Source organism: Lysinibacillus sp. FSL K6-0075 (assembly GCF_038592945.1).
In the GTDB taxonomy this organism is placed as follows: domain Bacteria; phylum Bacillota; class Bacilli; order Bacillales_A; family Planococcaceae; genus Lysinibacillus; species Lysinibacillus fusiformis_F.
Map to the genome: position 1 here is coordinate 2,321,216 of NZ_CP151947.1, position 15,535 is coordinate 2,336,750.

The following is a 15,535-nucleotide window of genomic DNA, read 5'->3' on the forward strand; positions in this document are numbered from 1 at the left end:
GATGAGGAGTGATCCTAATTGAGGAGAAGCCGCTCCTAAATGTGTGAGAGGTGATCCTAATTGAGAAGGAGTCGCTCTAAAGATGGTGAGAAGTGATCCTAATGGAGGAGTAACCGCTCCAAAAAGGGTGAGAAGTGATCCTACTAGAGGAGTAGTCTCTCGAAAAAGGTTGAGAGGTGATCCTACTTGAAGAGTAGTCGAGTGAAAAGTGATCCACCCAGCGAGAGAATCATACTGGGTGAACCTATTTTGCGGAAACAACTCACAAGTAAGGGCAACGTGATCCAACTTTCAAGATAACCGCTCCATCTAATAAGGTAACCGCTCCAAAATAAGGAGAAAGCGCTCCCCCCAGTAAGGAAGTCGCTCTAAAATAAGGGGAAAGCGCTCCCCCCAGTAAGGAAGCTGCTCCAAAATAAAGAGAAAGCGCTCTACCCAGTAAGGAAGCCGCTCCAAAGTGAGGAGAAAGCGCTCCAACCAATAAGGAACCCGCTCCAAAGTAAGGGAAAAGCGCTCCCCCCAGTAAGGAAGCCGCTCCAAAGTAAGGGAAAAGCGCTCTACCCAATAAGGTAACCGCTCCAACCAGTGAGAAAACCTCTTTGATCTGCCTTTTCTTCTTACTTAAAATAACCAACCGAAAAAAGCATTACGAAATGCATTTAGCACTTCGTAATGCTCTTTTTTAATGATTCTTTGCGAAATAGTCTAAGGTTGCTTGGCCTAAGACATTGGCGGCAATTCGTAATGAGCGCTCGTCGATGTCGAATTTCGGATGATGGTGCGGATAGACTTCCTCCCAATCAGGATTTTTTGCTCCTGTGAAGAAAAAGGCCCCTGGGATTTCCTCTAAGAAATAGGCAAAATCCTCACCACCCATATTCGGATCAACAATTTCAACAGACTCTACATCTGCAATTTTCTCTGCGGACGCCATTATATGCTCAGTCTCTGCTTCGTGGTTCACAACAGGCGGATAGCCTCGCACATACTCATATTCATAGTCTGCCTTTGTTAAATAACATGTGGCCTTTAAGAGCTCTTCGATTTCATGTTCTAGCAAAAGACGCTCCTCCTCGTGGAAAGTGCGCACCGTACCCTTCATGTACACTTGATCAGCAATAACGTTGAAAGGATTTAATGCCTCGATATGCCCAATCGACACTACTGCTGGACGTAATGGGTTGATACGACGTGCCACAAGCTGCTGTAAATTTGTTATAAACTGTGCTGCCAGGACAATGGAATCCTTGGTGTCACTTGGGTTTGAACCATGGCCGCCCTTGCCTTTTATCGTCATATAAATGCCATCTGCTGCAGCCATTAATGGCCCTTTAGCTGTTTGCACTTTACCAAGATCAGTGGGTGCCCATAAATGTGTACCGAAAATCACATCTACACCTTCTAAGCAGCCATCCTTAATCATCGAAATCGCTCCACCTGGCGCAAGCTCCTCTGCATGTTGATGAATAAAGACGATTGTTCCTTCTAGGTCATCCTTCATTTGGTTGAACGCCTTCGCTAAAATTAACAGGGAGGCTGTGTGTCCATCATGGCCGCAAGCATGCATACGCCCTTTAATTTTCGACTGGAAAGGTAAGCCGGTTTCTTCCGTAATGGCTAAAGCGTCAAAATCTGCGCGCAATGCTACTGTTTTGCCTGGTTTCCCACCGACGAGCTTCGCCACAACACCATTGCCACCTACACCTTCACGAACCTCATGACCTAATGCGCGATGAAAGGCTGCAATGGTTTTTGGTGTCTCTACTTCCTCAAAGGAAAGCTCAGGATTTTCATGGAAATGACGACGAAGCTGTATCGTCTCTTCCTCATATTGCTTTAATAAATCTGCTAGCTGTTGTTGTAATGTTGTCATTTAATAACACTCCTTATTTTAAGTAAATATAATCTCCAGGGCCAAGCGGTAGACCTAGTAGGAACCAAATGGCGAAGAGGATAATCCAACCGATTGCGAAAAACACTGAGAACGGTAATAAAGAAGAGATAAGTGTACCGATACCGATATTTTTATCATAGCGCTTTGCAAACGACAGTAAAATCGCGAAATACGGTAACATAGGTGTAATTGGATTTGTAATCGAATCACCTACACGATAGGCCATTTGTGTAACTGCTGGGGAATAGCCTAAGTATAGGAACATCGGTACGAAGATCGGTGCAAGTAAAGCCCATTTTGCAGAGGCGCTTGCGATTAATAAGTTGACAAAGGCACAAATTAAAACAAATCCGATCATCATTGGTAAACCTGTAAAATTTAATGCTTGTAAAAGCTCCGCACCTTTAATGGCTAAAATAGAACCAATATTGCTCCAGTTGAAAAAGGCAATCATTTGTGAAGCCGCAAACGCTAATACAATAAAGGGCGCCATATCAGCAATGGATTTAAAAATTTTCTCTGCAACTTCCTTATCGTTTTTAACTTCCTTCGCTGCAATACCGTAGGCAAGACCAGGTAATAGGAAGAAGAATAACATGATGGGTACAATGCCTGACATGAAAGGTGAATTTAAAAAGCCACCTGTTGCAGGATCACGTAAAAGACCGTTCGATGGAATGACTGTAAAGGCAATCACTAGACTATAAACTGCCGTTACGATTCCAGCCCATTTTAACCCTCGCTTTTCTAAAGCTGTCAATGGCTCTAGCTTTTCAATCTCTCCATGAAACGTACCAAAGCGAGGCTCTGTAAACTTTTTTGCAACCCATGTACCAATAATGACTAATAAAAAAGTCGAAGCAATTAAGAAGTAATAGTTCATCGTTGCCCGACCAGTGTACGCAGGGTCTGCTATCTGTGCTGCTGATTCTGTAATCCCTAATAATAATACGTCTAGAGAGCTAATTAATATGTTGGCACTGAAGCCTCCAGCTACAGCTGCATATGTAATAATTAAGCCTGCTAATGGATTTCGACCAACGCTCATAAAAATCATGGCTGCAATGGGTGGTAAAATGATAAATGCCGCGTCAGCAGCTAAGTTACCAACTAAACCTGTAAAAATGATAAAAGGTACAATTAATTTTGTAGGTGCTGACATCACAATTTTTTTCATGACAGCCGAAATGAGACCTGTTTGCTCAGCTAAACCGATACCTATCATGGTCACGATGACTAACCCTAAAGGAGCAAAGCCTGTAAATGTTGAAACCATCTGCGTTAAAATTAAGATGAGTCCTTCTTGGCTTAGTAGATTTTTAACTTGAATGACATCGTTTGTACCGGGTTGAACTGCTGAAATACCTAGCATGGAAAAGATCCATGATAAAACTAGTACTACACCTGCTAGAATGATAAATAACGTGATAGGGTCTGGTAACTTATTACCTGCACGCTCGATTTTATCTAACATGTTGTCAATCCAAGATTTTTTCTTAATTGTTTGTGAATTCCCTTGCATAAATTTCATCTCCTTTTATACTTTATTAGACTTATTCTTTAAAAATCCAATGTCTTTATTTTAAGACACTGAAAATCTATGTCCTTTATACAAAGAAACCATATTTTCTGACTATTTTCAATATTTATTTTTTATTAAGGAGCTATCTGTATGTATAAAATTAATGTTTTTACCGCAAAACGCTCACTTTCATGGGTTCAACAGCTTCAAAAAATTAAACCCTCTTTTTGTGAATTTCATTACTATGCTTATACTGATTTTGACCATCTAAATGAGCTTTTAGAAAAGTATTTAGATGGGGGAGATGGGGCGCTTTTTAGCGGGCAAATTCCATATTTCTATGCTCAAAAACATTTTCAAGAAGTAACGGTACCCATGCATTATTTTGATATTTCAGAGCGTGATTTTTACCGTACCGTTACGGAGCTTTTTTATGAGAAAAAGATTGCGATGAATCGCATCGCCATTGATTTTTGCTATGAGGAAAACGGCTATTTGGGCATTCATGAATGGTCGATTGGAAAAAAACCTTATCTTTTTAGCCAAACGATGAGCGAGTACGCAAGTAGTGATATTATCGATAAAGCTGCAGAATGGCACATACAATTGCATAAAGAAAACAAGATTGATTTAAGCTTTACACGCATTGCAGAAATACGTGAACGCTTAGCTCTTCAAAATATACCGTTTATCGCTTTTTACCCGTCTCAATATGCCATGCAATTAACAGTAGATCATTTTCTCAATCAACTGCAAATCCGTCAGCTTAACCAAAATAAAGTTGTGGTAGTGCATATTTTAATTCCTATAGACAAATCGAATATAGATGACTTAGAATATCGGCAAATTGCCTTATATAAATCCATTTTAGATTTCAAACAACTGTATGCCAGTTCATTTATCGTGCATCGTGAGGCTTCCTTCATTGCGATTATCACGACATATAAGCAATTTTTAAGTACAACGAACAGTTATTCACATTGTCATTTAGTTGATTTTTTAAATGAGAAGCTATCTTTTCCTGTCAGAATAGGGTGGGGGATTGGGGACTCTTTAATTGATAGTCAGGAGTTTGCTAAAAAAGCCGCAACTCTCTGCTCCTCAAAGGAAACACAGGGGTATATTATTGAAAATACACGAGAAATCGGCCCTTTGTTATATGGAACGATGCTCCAGTTTGACGATGAAAAACAACAGCACCTAAAAAATTTAAGTACGACATACGATATTCCCTTATTACAATTACAAAAAATTGAAGCGATGTTGGAAAAACTAACGACAACGATCGTCAGTGGAGAGCTGCTCAGTACACATCTTGGCATTACGGTACGCTCTGCAAACCGCATTTTAAAGCAACTCCATGAAAAAAACTTAGCACATGAATTACCAAGCAACACCTCCACCACTCGTGGACGCCCAAAAAAGTATTACCAAATTAATTTATATTAGTCAGGATGGAGGGGCTACCTGCGCAAGTTGATATGATGATAGTGAAGGTAAGGTGGGGTAGTAACTAGGTTTTATAGGACCTAAAACAGGAAAAAGAGACATCCGAAAATGGATGTCTCTTTTTCTATGCACGTCTATGTTAAGTGAAGATTATAGTTTCACTACATTCGTTGCTTGAGGTCCACGGCTGCCTTCTTCTACGCCGAATTCAACTTTTTGGCCCTCTTCTAAAGTTTTGAAGCCATCAGATTGGATAGCTGAGAAATGTACGAATACATCATTGCCACCTTCAACTGCGATGAAGCCAAAACCTTTTTCTGCGTTAAACCATTTAACTGTACCTTGTGTCATGTAAACACCCTCCCAAAAAAATTCAACAATCAATTGCTTCTATCACATATAAAAAACGTATTCAAAAGCTCGTATTACTTTTGAATACGTGTTTTTAATCATAGCAATGAAGTAATGTAATTATTACCCTTATTATAGTACAGAATTGTTTGTATATCCAGTAAATTCCGTTTTTAGTAAGGAAAAATTTACATTTGTAATCTAATAGTAAAGAAACGCTAGCTCCTCATTAATTGATCCATGCTTTTTCCTTGGCGACGATGACAGCCTCTGCCCGTGATTCTACATTGAGCTTGACGAATAGCTTGGATAAATAATTTTCCACCGTGCGCTGTGTGACACCGATAGCAGAGGCGATGGCTTTATTTGTACAGCCTTGGGCAACGAGCTGTAGTATTTCCTGTTCCTTGTCGCTCAGTAAAACCTCCTGCTGAACATTCGGCAGGTTGGTGCGTTGCTGGATAAAGTCTAAGAAGTCAGCTGCTAGTAAAATCTCACCTCTTAGGGCTGCTTGAATGGTTTGGATGACTTGCTCCTTTGTCGCCAGCTTTGATAAGAGGCCGTCAATTTTTTTCTCAATCAGCAGCTCATAATAATCGGAAAGTTCGTAGCCTGTATAAAGAATGATCAATGCCTCTGGTTGTTTTTTCTTGATCATCTCTGATAGTTGAATGCCGTTGATTGGCTTCATATTGATATCAATTAAAAATAATTGAAAGGTATCTGTATCCATTCTTGATAATACGGCTGCGCTATCCTGCTCGGTTTCGATATGAACATTGGCTAAATCCTGCAACAATGTTTTCGTACCATCTAAAACGACAGGATGGTCATCTATAATAAGTATGTTCATCATATGAATCCCCGTCCTCTTGTATTTGTATAAAAATATGCATGCCTTCATTACGACTCGATTGGATGGTGATGTCACCATTAAAAGCACGGACACGTTCACGAATGCCATTAATGCCCATTGATGCAGAGGACTGAATTAAGTCGTCAATGTCGCAGCCAATACCGTTATCATCATATTGAAGGATAAAGCCTTGAGGGATTGCTTGTAATTGTAGCGAAACCTCTGTTGCTTCGGCATGCTTGATTGCATTATTTAACAGCTCTTGAACGAGACGATAGACCACGAGATGAAGGGTGACATCCTGGAAGTGCACACGATCAATTTGTGCGTTTAGTAAAAAGTCAGCCCGTATTTTGACCTTTTGAATGAGTTTTTTTAACGCCATTTGTAAGCCAAAGGTATCCAATAGTGGGGGACTTAGGTTCTCGCAATATTCTCGTAAGTCCTTTGTTGCGTTTAATAGCTGTTCACGAATAGCTAGCACGGTTTCCTTTTTAATAGTAGGAGAGCCGGCAAGGACATCAAGCTCTCTGGCTAAATGAAGCTGCTCCTGCAAAATGGTGTCATGTAATTCCTGTGCTAAAATACTCTTTTCTTTCTCAATAATATTCCATAGCAATTTATCGAGCCAAGGAAGCGGTGTATCACTGGTGTTTTTCATATGCTGAATTTCCTGAACTAAATCCTCAATTTGCTGTAAATTATTGATAAACATCGACACATACAGCGCAAGCAATTCTAACCAAAGGAGCTCTTCCTTTTGCAGGGCATGTCGTATTTCTAGCATGATCTTTTCCTCTCCAGCATCATGTAATAGTAATTGTGTATAGTGGCTTAGATGCTGTGGAGAATCTTCTGTTATCGTACAGATATGAAACGCTGTTGTACCAAGCTTCTCGGTAATTTCATATTTAAAACGATCCAATAATTCTTGCTGGTTTTTTGCTTTGCCCATGCGCTGAACAGCCGCATATAAATTATGTACATAATTTCCAGTAGAAGAGAAGATAATTTTTCGATACTTAAAATCAATGCGCTCTTTTATATAGAAGCTCGCAATGATAACCATGAAGACAAGTAAAAAAATACTTGTGACATGGACGATGGATAGCTGCCCCAAGAATAACAGGGCAATTCCCGCTGTCAACAGAAGCGCACTGAAAAAGGCTAGTGTTGAATAATAGCGTAATCGTGATAATTGGTATTCAATATCGAATAATCGTTCGTTCACCTGAATGAACAGAAAAGAGAACGGAATAAATAATAAAAACAATGCGGCGATTTCAGCGTGTAATATCGGCTTATGTCCTAAAATTTCAGGTGTAACGAAAAATAATAAAAAGGGCAAAAACGGCACGATAAAGGCAAGCGCAATTAAACGAATTTTTGCCAATTTTGTGCGTAAATAACTCGTTAATAAAATATAAATAGCATACAGCACAAGGATAGCAAATAAACTTAAGTTCAAGATAGGCGTGACCTCACGTATTGCGGGCATGACGCTCTCCATTAGATAACAGCCAGGGATGATAAGTGTTAATAAGTATAGCCATTTACTGTGAGGGTATGTCCATTTGATTCGTAGGTACTTGAAAAAGTGTTGTAAAAAGTGAATAAAGAGAACCATGCATAAAATAATACAAATGCCAATGACAAACATCCCAATCATATTTCCTCTTGCTGATGCGCCTGTACTGATATAGGCCATGGAACAGGTTAATAAAAACAGGATCAATAAAAACGTTGAAAGATTGTTTTGATTACGTCGCCAAACATAAAGGGCGACGCTGAAAGCTAGGAGAAAATAAAAGATTGGGAACAAAATTTGCAAATATAATTCTTCTGGCATATCTCGATGCTGGACTGCAATGGTTTGAATGCTCTTATCAGCCTTTTGAATCGTTAATGAATTGGCACTTCTAATGATCATTTGTCGCTGAACGTAGCGATTCTCCATGGTTGGCTGCCCATCGATCGCCACAATGATATCTCCTTTTTCAATATTTTTTTGCTGTGCCCATTCGGGGTAATAGCTATCCATAAAAGCAGGCTGTCCATTTGTCGTCTCAAGAGTGAGACTAATAAAGGGTGTTTTGATGGCAATACCTAATACATAAATACCAAGTATTAAATATGTAAGAAAAATACAATATGTCCATTTTTTCATTGTGAAACCTCGATTTTGCTTATGATTAGAATCTCCTATATATTATCGCTAATTATTGATAAATTTGGAATACCGAAATAACGTGTTTCGGAAAACCACTATTGTTTTTTCGGAATAACGAAATAGTGTTTTCGGACATGGCTATGATACGGTAAATTTAATCATTAGTGACGAATAGGGGGACGATTGCGTGAAAAAAGGTATTCTAACACTTATTCTTTTTTTCCTCATCGCTATGATCACCATTCCATTGACCACGATGGCTAAAACGGTGAATCAAGATAAAGTCGAAGTAGAAATCGGTCTTATTGGCAGTGATCATCATTTTGTCTATAAGATTCCGAAGCATTTACATAAGGATGTGCCCTATACAGAAATGAAAAACGGCATTCAAGCCTCCTTAGCTAATCATTGGAAAATTGGAGAGACCCGTTACGAGGCCAATAAATCCGATGTTGCCTATACCTTTTATATTCAGGATTTATATCAAGAAAAGCAAGATGGTCAGCTCAAAGTAGCGATTCCCTATCGTAACCTCGTAGGGATGTTTGGCGAGCAAGATCCTATTCAATTGCGCATTTTAGCGAGTAAATTATCCAATTGGACTGTCAATACAAAGGATTGGACAGCGCTTGGCTTTATGGAGCCTTTTACTTTTTTAAGCGAGCGTGAATATGTTTATGAGGGAGCGGTCCATGACTTATTGAACCAAAGGGTGGGTCATTTTGATGGCACGATCCAAAAAAGTCAGTTGCTTCTATATAGTGTGATCTATTTTTGCTTTATGGGTGTCCAACTGCTTGCTTGTCTCATTTTGTCTAGACGCTTAAAAAGGAAAATCATTGAAAACCCAGACAATCTGCATCAGTTCCGTAAACTCAATTACCTGTATCAATTGGTGCCGATCTTGATCATTGTTGCGCAAATCGTGTTCCTTGTATTATCAGGCCTGATTACAGCATTTGGGTTATATTTTAGTCCTGGCATTGATTTATTAGTTATCGTTGGACCTGTTTTATTGAATATCATCTTGCTTCCCACTTTTTTCGTCACAACAGAAAGTGAAATTTCAAGGGAGCTCAACAATAATTCGTTGTGAAATGGTATAATGGTCAACAGCAAACTTGAAGGAGCTGTTGAAGAAAAATGACGCATCCAGAATTAGCGTACTTAAATTTACTACAACATATATTAGAAAATGGCACGAAGAAAGAGGATCGAACGGGGACAGGTACATACAGTGTCTTTGGTTATCAAATGCGTTTTGATTTAAGCAAAGGTTTTCCTCTTCTAACGACAAAACGTGTGCCTTTTAAGCTTGTAGCAAGTGAATTATTATGGTTCATTAAAGGGGATACCAATATCCGTTACCTATTGCAGCATAATAACCACATTTGGGATGAATGGGCATTCAAAAAATGGGTGGAATCGGATGACTATACAGGGCCAGATATGACAGATTTTGGCCGCCGCTGTTTAGTAGACGAGTCATTTAATGCTTTGTATCAAAAAGAGCTTGCTTCATTTTGTGAACGTGTCTTAACAGACGATGCCTTTGCACAGCAATATGGAGATCTTGGAAATGTCTATGGCAAACAATGGCGCCATTGGACAACTTCTGATGGCGAAAGCCTTGACCAGCTACAGGATGTCATTGATCAAATTAAGCATCAACCTGACTCACGACGTATTATTGTCAATGCTTGGAATCCTGAGGATGTGATCAATGCGGGGGCAAAGGGCAGTAAAGCCGCATTACCGCCATGTCATGTCATGTTCCAGTTTTATGTAGCAAATGGTCAATTAAGCTGCCAGTTAATGCAACGAAGCTTAGATACATTATTAGGCTGTCCATTCAATATTGCGTCTTACGCCTTATTAACACATTTGATCGCACATGAATGCGGACTAGAGGTTGGCGAATTTATTCATAGCATTGGGGATGCGCATATTTATGCGAACCATGTGGAGCAAGTGAAAGAACAGCTATCACGTGAGCCAAGGAACCTACCAACATTGCACATCAATCCAAATAAAACATCGATCTTCGATATAGAGCTTGAGGATTTATCCATTGAAGGATATGATCCACATCCTGCGATTAAAGCACCGATTGCCGTATAATACTAACAGCAGCCTTTATGGTTGCTGTTTTTTCAAACAAATAATTAGGTCTAACGATTTGTTTTATGAAATAGGTAGGTAGTTGGATGACTGGATGAAGAGAAATTGATTATAGTTATTATGGTATAATTAGCATTATTTGGTATAATGGTGTTAGTCCATTATATTGTAGGGGTGATAGTTGTGAAAAATGCAATGGTACTTCTAGTAGATGAATATGATCGACAGCCAGGTGATCCAGAACAAAGCATGGGTTCTGTGCAGCATGCATTTTCCTGTAATTCGATCGAATTGTCACAGCAGCAAATTCAGGAAATGATGCAAATCATCGAAGAGATTCGTTTGAAAGGTTATAAAGAAACACTATAAATGTAAGCGCCTCCTAAGCTATAATGGCTGTGGAGGTGTTTTTTTATGAACGTTATTTTTATCGATTCTTTTTCTGGGGAAGAGCTGTTATATATGGTGTCACAAGATGTAGCAGGCATTTTGGCAGCAGCACAGGGAGAAAGCGTGACATTTCCTGGAGGTCACTTTAAATATGAATTTCACAATTTAGATTTTTATGAGGACAATGGCCAAATACGTCAGGAATTAGTGATTTATGTGAAAAAAATATAAGCCATACATTAGCAACAGAAAAACGGGCAACAATACATACAGGTCACAGTGCTTGACTTTTTTCTGTACCTGTAACTATAATGGTTACAACAGGTGGTGATACATATGGTGAACAGTCGATTTTCGGTAGCGATCCATATTCTTTCGCTCATTGCCACAATATCTGATAAAAGTCTGCTAACGTCTGACTTTATTGCTGGAAGTGTTAATACCAATCCAGTCGTTGTAAGACGAATGATTGGTGTGCTAAAAAAAGCAGGCTTACTTTCTTCTCATTCTGGCATGGCTGGCTATGAGCTGTTAGTGGAGCCAAAGGATTTAACACTGCTGGCTATTTATCAGGCAATTGATGGACCAGAGCAGCTTTTTGCGATTCATGATGAGCCGAATCCAGCGTGTGCAGTAGGTCAAAAAATCCAGCATACATTGGAGGGTGTCTATACATCTGTGTGGCAGGCAATGGAAGAGCAATTACAAGCACAGACGCTACAGGATGTGCTAGATCAGCTTCGTACTTAGACGGAGATGGTCTTCTTGTATCTAACCTGTAACTAAAATGGTTACAACTAAACCTTAGGAGGAATAAATCATGAAAATTGCCGTAATTGGTGCAACAGGGAAAGCAGGACAAAAAATAGTAGAGGAAGCGTTACAACGCGGGCATGACGTTACAGCCATCGTTCGTTCAGCAGCAAAAGTGACAGCCGCGATTCCAGTAATTGAAAAAGATGTGTTTGATGTGACACAAGAAGATGTAAAAGGCTTCGATGTGGTTGTCAATGCATTTGGTGCACCAGCTGGACAAGAAGAGTTACATGTAAAAGCTGGGCGTCATTTGATCTCGATTTTCCAAGGTATTGCTACAAAATTAGTGGTTGTAGGGGGAGCGGGCAGTCTATTTGTGGACCCAGAGAAAAAAGTGCGTGTGATGGATACACCAGATTTCCCAGCAATATACTTAGCGACAGCGCAAAATCAAGGACATAACCTACAGGATTTACAACAATCATCCATTACTTGGACATTTATCAGTCCATCTGCATTTTTCGATCCAGAAGGACCACGTACAGGTCACTATACAGCAGGTGTCGACCATTTATTAGTAAATGATGCAGGGGAAAGCTATGTCAGCTATGCCGATTATGCCGTGGCTGTCGTAGATGAATTAGAAAACCCACAGCATGTCAATAGCCGTTTCACAGTAACGTCGAATAAATAATAAATACAACCGAGCGCTTCTATCCATTTCGCCTCGGCGTATGCGTCCAGATTTTTTCGAGCTTGCTCGAAAAGCTCCTCTGCAAAATCTGTGACATCCGCCGGAGGCTTTGAGGCAACACGAAGTTGGTCACACTGTCAATGCCACAGGACGTGGCGCTTTTGACGGTGTTCTTCTATTTCAGTGGAATTTTGAGCAAATATTATGAGCAAGTCCTAAGTACCTTACATTGGCTTTCATTGCACAAAACATTTGCTGAATCAAGATAAAAAGCGCTCGGTTTTTTGTGATTTTTTTGCTTTTTTGAAGGATTTTTTTCGTTTACAGAAAAATGACTGTTTACAATACGACTTTTATTAGCTACTATCAAGTGTGAGTATTACATAAAAGGAGACGACAATCATGTCAACACAACGTATAGAAAAAGATTTTTTAGGTGAGCGCGTATTACCAGCAGAGGCTTATTACGGAATTCAAACATTACGTGCAACGGAAAACTTCCCAATTACAGGCTACACAATTCACTCTTCACTTATTAAGGCGATGGGGATTGTGAAGAAGGCAGCGGCTTTAAGTAATATGGAAGTACACCTATTATCAAAAGAAATTGGTGAGGCAATTGTCGAAGCAGCACAAGAAGTAATTGATGGCAAATGGGATGCAGAATTCCTTGTAGACCCAATCCAAGGTGGAGCAGGTACATCCATCAATATGAATGCTAATGAGGTCATCGCCAACCGTGCCCTAGAAATTTTGGGGAAAGAAAAAGGTGACTATCACACAGTAAGTCCAAACAGTCATGTTAATATGTCACAATCAACAAATGATGCGTTCCCAACAGCTATTCATATCGCTGTGTTAAATTTAATAGATGAATTATTAGTAACGATGGATTATATGCAATCGGTTTTCCATCAAAAAGCAGAGCAATTTGCACATGTCATTAAAATGGGTCGTACGCATTTACAGGATGCCGTGCCAATTCGCTTAGGACAAGAGTTTGAAGCTTATTGCCGCGTGATTAACCGTGATATCGTACGCATTCGTCAAACACGTCCAAATTTATATGATGTGAACATGGGTGCAACGGCTGTCGGAACAGGCTTAAATGCCTTCCCAGACTACATTAAATCCGTTGATGAGCATCTTGCTGAAATTTCTGGTTTACCATTAAAAGGTGCGACACATTTAGTGGACGCGACACAAAATACAGATGCTTATACAGAAGTATCAGGTGCTTTAAAAATCTGTATGATTAATATGTCTAAAATTGCTAACGACTTACGTTTAATGGCTTCTGGTCCACGCGCAGGCTTAGGAGAAATCCTGTTACCAGCTCGTCAACCAGGATCTTCAATTATGCCAGGTAAAGTCAACCCAGTTATGCCAGAGGTACTGAACCAAGTAGCCTTCCAAGTAATCGGGAATGACCATACAATCTCTCTAGCATCTGAAGCTGGCCAATTAGAATTAAACGTAATGGAGCCTGTATTAGTGTTTAACCTAATCCAATCCATTAGCATTATGAATAATGTTTTCCGTGCGTTTACAGAAAACTGCTTAAAAGATATCGAAGCAAATGAAGAGCGCATGAAAGAATATGTAGAGAAAAGTGTAGGGGTACTAACTGCTGTAAACCCACATATTGGCTATGAAGTAGCAGCACGTCTTGCACGTGAAGCCATTCTAACTGGTCGTTCCATTCGTGAGCTTTGTATTGAAGAAGGCGTCCTAACAAAAGAACAATTAGACTTAATTTTAGACCCTTATGAAATGACACACCCAGGTATTGCTGGCTCTAGTATCATGAAACTAAAATAAAGTGAAAATGATGGACTGTAGACATGCCCTAAAAGGCTGTCTACAGTCTTTTTTTGTAGACCTTTCCTCATATAAAAATAGAGCGTATCCTTATGCGTTTTAGGATTATTCAACTATAATAATGGTATGGAAGACATATTTTAGTTGGGGGAATTTGTTATGAGTTTACGAAAAAAGAGTTTACTTGGCTTTTCCGTTTTAAATGTTTTAATGATTATTATTTTATTCATCGATTTAGCCAATGTAACGACATTAGATTGGTTTTCTACCGTGTTAACGATTGTAGGAATCGCTATTACACTATCTTACACGGTGTATGTCCACTACAAAGTGATACAGCCTATTAAACAATTAACAGAGGCAGCACAAGGGATTACGGCAGGCCAATTAGATACAGTTGTCATTGAGGTTCATGACAATAGTGAAATTTCTCAACTAGCGCAATCCTTTTTAGAGATGCAGGAACAATTACGAACAATGACACAAAAAATTGCACACAGCTCTACGGATTTATCAGCAAGCATTGAAGAATTATCGGCAAGTACGAATGAAATTACGCTAGCTGTGGAAGAAGTCGATCAACAAATGGAGAAGACGTCAGACGGCTTGAAGCAAGCGGCGCAATCTGCGAATGATAGTGCCCAGTCTATGCAAGAAACCGTTGATGGAATTGAGCGAATTACAGTAGCCACACAAGATGTGTTCGTGCATGCGAAAGATGCCAGCGAAATAGCGGGAAATGGTGCGAATATTTTACATGTGGCAAAAGAACAAATGCAATTCATTTCCTCTTCAACAGAAAAAACGAGCGGACTGATGCAGCAATTATCCCTTAAAATGTCAGATATTAAATCGATGACAGACATGATTACAGCTATTACGGATCAAACCAATCTATTAGCATTAAATGCAGCGATAGAAGCAGCACGCGCTGGAGAGCATGGTAAAGGCTTCGCCGTTGTAGCTGAAGAAGTGCGCCAATTAGCAGAGCAATCAAAGCATTCCGCTACACAAATTGTGGATTTAGTTGTGGGAATAGAAAGTGATACAAAACAGGTAGCCTCATCAGTGGAAGATGATTTGAAAAATGTCCAACAGGGGGTCTATGTCATTGACGAGGCAACAAAATCATTTGGCACGATTTCACAGCATGTTAGTCAGATGACGAGTCAGCTTGAGGATATTTCGACGACAGCTGAGCAGCTTTCAAGCAGCGCCAATGAAGTGGCATCCACTGTGACAACCATCGCAGCTGGCATGGGCAAGCTATCGAATTATACAGAAGCTGTGTTACATTCAATGGACGAGCAAACAGCCTCTATGCAAGCTGTTAATCATGTCACACAGGATTTAAGTGTTCAAGCCGATAACTTACAAAAGTTAACAAATCAATTCCGTGTCTAAACAAGAAATAGATATTTTCAAGATTGTTTAGCCCTGCACCTTCATCAATACTACGAAAAGCCACACAATGGCACTAATTGATCGTAAAAACACTTTCCTAGAATACT

At 39.6% G+C, this 15,535-nt stretch carries 15 protein-coding genes; 9 read left to right on the forward strand and 6 right to left on the reverse strand.

Annotated features, from left to right (window positions below):
- Positions 1–309: 309 nt before the first annotated feature.
- The 3 genes from MHB65_RS11380 to MHB65_RS11390 all read right to left on the reverse strand — a co-directional run bounded on the left by MHB65_RS11380 (position 310) and on the right by MHB65_RS11390 (position 3,416).
- On the reverse strand, positions 310–582 hold the full coding sequence (locus MHB65_RS11380; RefSeq protein ID WP_342443548.1) for a hypothetical protein: 273 nt from the start codon (positions 580–582) through the stop codon (positions 310–312).
- 100 nt (positions 583–682) lie between these two features.
- Complete coding sequence (locus MHB65_RS11385) at positions 683–1,873, reverse strand: amidohydrolase (RefSeq protein WP_342443549.1); 1,191 nt, start codon at positions 1,871–1,873, stop codon at positions 683–685.
- A gap of 13 nt (positions 1,874–1,886) precedes the next feature.
- Entirely contained in the window at positions 1,887–3,416 is a 1,530-nt protein-coding gene (locus MHB65_RS11390; RefSeq protein WP_342443550.1) for an AbgT family transporter, read from the reverse strand.
- 150 nt (positions 3,417–3,566) lie between these two features.
- Here MHB65_RS11390 and MHB65_RS11395 point away from each other — a divergent pair, with 150 nt between their 5' ends.
- Positions 3,567–4,865, forward strand: a complete 1,299-nt coding sequence (locus MHB65_RS11395; RefSeq protein WP_342443551.1) for a hypothetical protein — start codon at positions 3,567–3,569, stop codon at positions 4,863–4,865.
- A gap of 150 nt (positions 4,866–5,015) precedes the next feature.
- Here the strand turns inward: MHB65_RS11395 and MHB65_RS11400 are convergent, their stop codons facing one another.
- From MHB65_RS11400 to MHB65_RS11410, 3 genes are all read right to left on the reverse strand, one after another.
- Entirely contained in the window at positions 5,016–5,216 is a 201-nt protein-coding gene (locus tag MHB65_RS11400; RefSeq protein ID WP_004230248.1) for a cold-shock protein, read from the reverse strand.
- Between the two features lie 229 nt (positions 5,217–5,445).
- On the reverse strand, positions 5,446–6,072 hold the full coding sequence (locus MHB65_RS11405; protein ID WP_342443552.1) for a response regulator transcription factor: 627 nt from the start codon (positions 6,070–6,072) through the stop codon (positions 5,446–5,448).
- Positions 6,047–8,239 carry an ATP-binding protein gene (locus tag MHB65_RS11410; protein ID WP_342443553.1) on the reverse strand — a complete coding sequence of 731 codons (2,193 nt, stop codon included), beginning with the start codon at positions 8,237–8,239 and terminating at the stop codon, positions 6,047–6,049. The genes MHB65_RS11405 and MHB65_RS11410 overlap by 26 nt, the downstream gene beginning before the upstream one ends.
- A 190-nt stretch (positions 8,240–8,429) precedes the next feature.
- Between MHB65_RS11410 and MHB65_RS11415 the strand changes: the two genes are divergently transcribed.
- The 8 genes from MHB65_RS11415 (at position 8,430) to MHB65_RS11450 (ending at position 15,428) form a co-directional block, all read left to right on the forward strand.
- Entirely contained in the window at positions 8,430–9,338 is a 909-nt protein-coding gene (locus tag MHB65_RS11415; RefSeq protein WP_205443294.1) for a hypothetical protein, read from the forward strand.
- 47 nt (positions 9,339–9,385) lie between these two features.
- Positions 9,386–10,363, forward strand: coding sequence for a thymidylate synthase (locus tag MHB65_RS11420; protein WP_342443554.1), 978 nt, complete (start codon positions 9,386–9,388; stop codon positions 10,361–10,363).
- A gap of 183 nt (positions 10,364–10,546) precedes the next feature.
- Positions 10,547–10,732 (forward strand): hypothetical protein, encoded by a 186-nt coding sequence (locus MHB65_RS11425; RefSeq protein ID WP_205443297.1) that lies wholly within the window; start codon positions 10,547–10,549, stop codon positions 10,730–10,732.
- Positions 10,733–10,777: 45 nt separating this feature from the next.
- Positions 10,778–10,984 carry a thymidylate synthase gene (locus MHB65_RS11430; protein ID WP_342443555.1) on the forward strand — a complete coding sequence of 69 codons (207 nt, stop codon included), beginning with the start codon at positions 10,778–10,780 and terminating at the stop codon, positions 10,982–10,984.
- Positions 10,985–11,089: 105 nt separating this feature from the next.
- Positions 11,090–11,503 (forward strand): Rrf2 family transcriptional regulator, encoded by a 414-nt coding sequence (locus MHB65_RS11435; RefSeq protein WP_205443299.1) that lies wholly within the window; start codon positions 11,090–11,092, stop codon positions 11,501–11,503.
- 70 nt (positions 11,504–11,573) lie between these two features.
- The gene (locus MHB65_RS11440; protein ID WP_342443556.1) at positions 11,574–12,203 is read left to right on the forward strand and encodes an NAD(P)-dependent oxidoreductase; all 630 of its coding nucleotides are present in this window, start codon (positions 11,574–11,576) and stop codon (positions 12,201–12,203) included.
- Positions 12,204–12,605: 402 nt separating this feature from the next.
- Entirely contained in the window at positions 12,606–14,024 is a 1,419-nt protein-coding gene (aspA, locus tag MHB65_RS11445; protein ID WP_205443302.1) for an aspartate ammonia-lyase, read from the forward strand.
- A 159-nt stretch (positions 14,025–14,183) separates the two neighbouring features.
- Positions 14,184–15,428, forward strand: a complete 1,245-nt coding sequence (locus MHB65_RS11450) for a methyl-accepting chemotaxis protein (RefSeq protein ID WP_342443557.1) — start codon at positions 14,184–14,186, stop codon at positions 15,426–15,428.
- Positions 15,429–15,535 lie beyond the last annotated feature (107 nt).

What these genes read in the sequence shown, in the direction of transcription:
- MHB65_RS11385 (WP_342443549.1), bottom strand. Translation starts at nt 1,873, where the DNA reads ATGACAACATTACAACAACAGCTAGCAGATTTATTAAAGCAATATGAG.
- MHB65_RS11390 (WP_342443550.1), bottom strand. Translation starts at nt 3,416, where the DNA reads ATGCAAGGGAATTCACAAACAATTAAGAAAAAATCTTGGATTGACAAC.
- MHB65_RS11395 (WP_342443551.1), top strand. Translation starts at nt 3,567, where the DNA reads ATGTATAAAATTAATGTTTTTACCGCAAAACGCTCACTTTCATGGGTT.
- MHB65_RS11400 (WP_004230248.1), bottom strand. Translation starts at nt 5,216, where the DNA reads ATGACACAAGGTACAGTTAAATGGTTTAACGCAGAAAAAGGTTTTGGC.
- MHB65_RS11405 (WP_342443552.1), bottom strand. Translation starts at nt 6,072, where the DNA reads ATGATGAACATACTTATTATAGATGACCATCCTGTCGTTTTAGATGGT.
- MHB65_RS11410 (WP_342443553.1), bottom strand. Translation starts at nt 8,239, where the DNA reads ATGAAAAAATGGACATATTGTATTTTTCTTACATATTTAATACTTGGT.
- MHB65_RS11420 (WP_342443554.1), top strand. Translation starts at nt 9,386, where the DNA reads ATGACGCATCCAGAATTAGCGTACTTAAATTTACTACAACATATATTA.
- MHB65_RS11430 (WP_342443555.1), top strand. Translation starts at nt 10,778, where the DNA reads ATGAACGTTATTTTTATCGATTCTTTTTCTGGGGAAGAGCTGTTATAT.
- MHB65_RS11435 (WP_205443299.1), top strand. Translation starts at nt 11,090, where the DNA reads ATGGTGAACAGTCGATTTTCGGTAGCGATCCATATTCTTTCGCTCATT.
- MHB65_RS11440 (WP_342443556.1), top strand. Translation starts at nt 11,574, where the DNA reads ATGAAAATTGCCGTAATTGGTGCAACAGGGAAAGCAGGACAAAAAATA.
- aspA (WP_205443302.1), top strand. Translation starts at nt 12,606, where the DNA reads ATGTCAACACAACGTATAGAAAAAGATTTTTTAGGTGAGCGCGTATTA.
- MHB65_RS11450 (WP_342443557.1), top strand. Translation starts at nt 14,184, where the DNA reads ATGAGTTTACGAAAAAAGAGTTTACTTGGCTTTTCCGTTTTAAATGTT.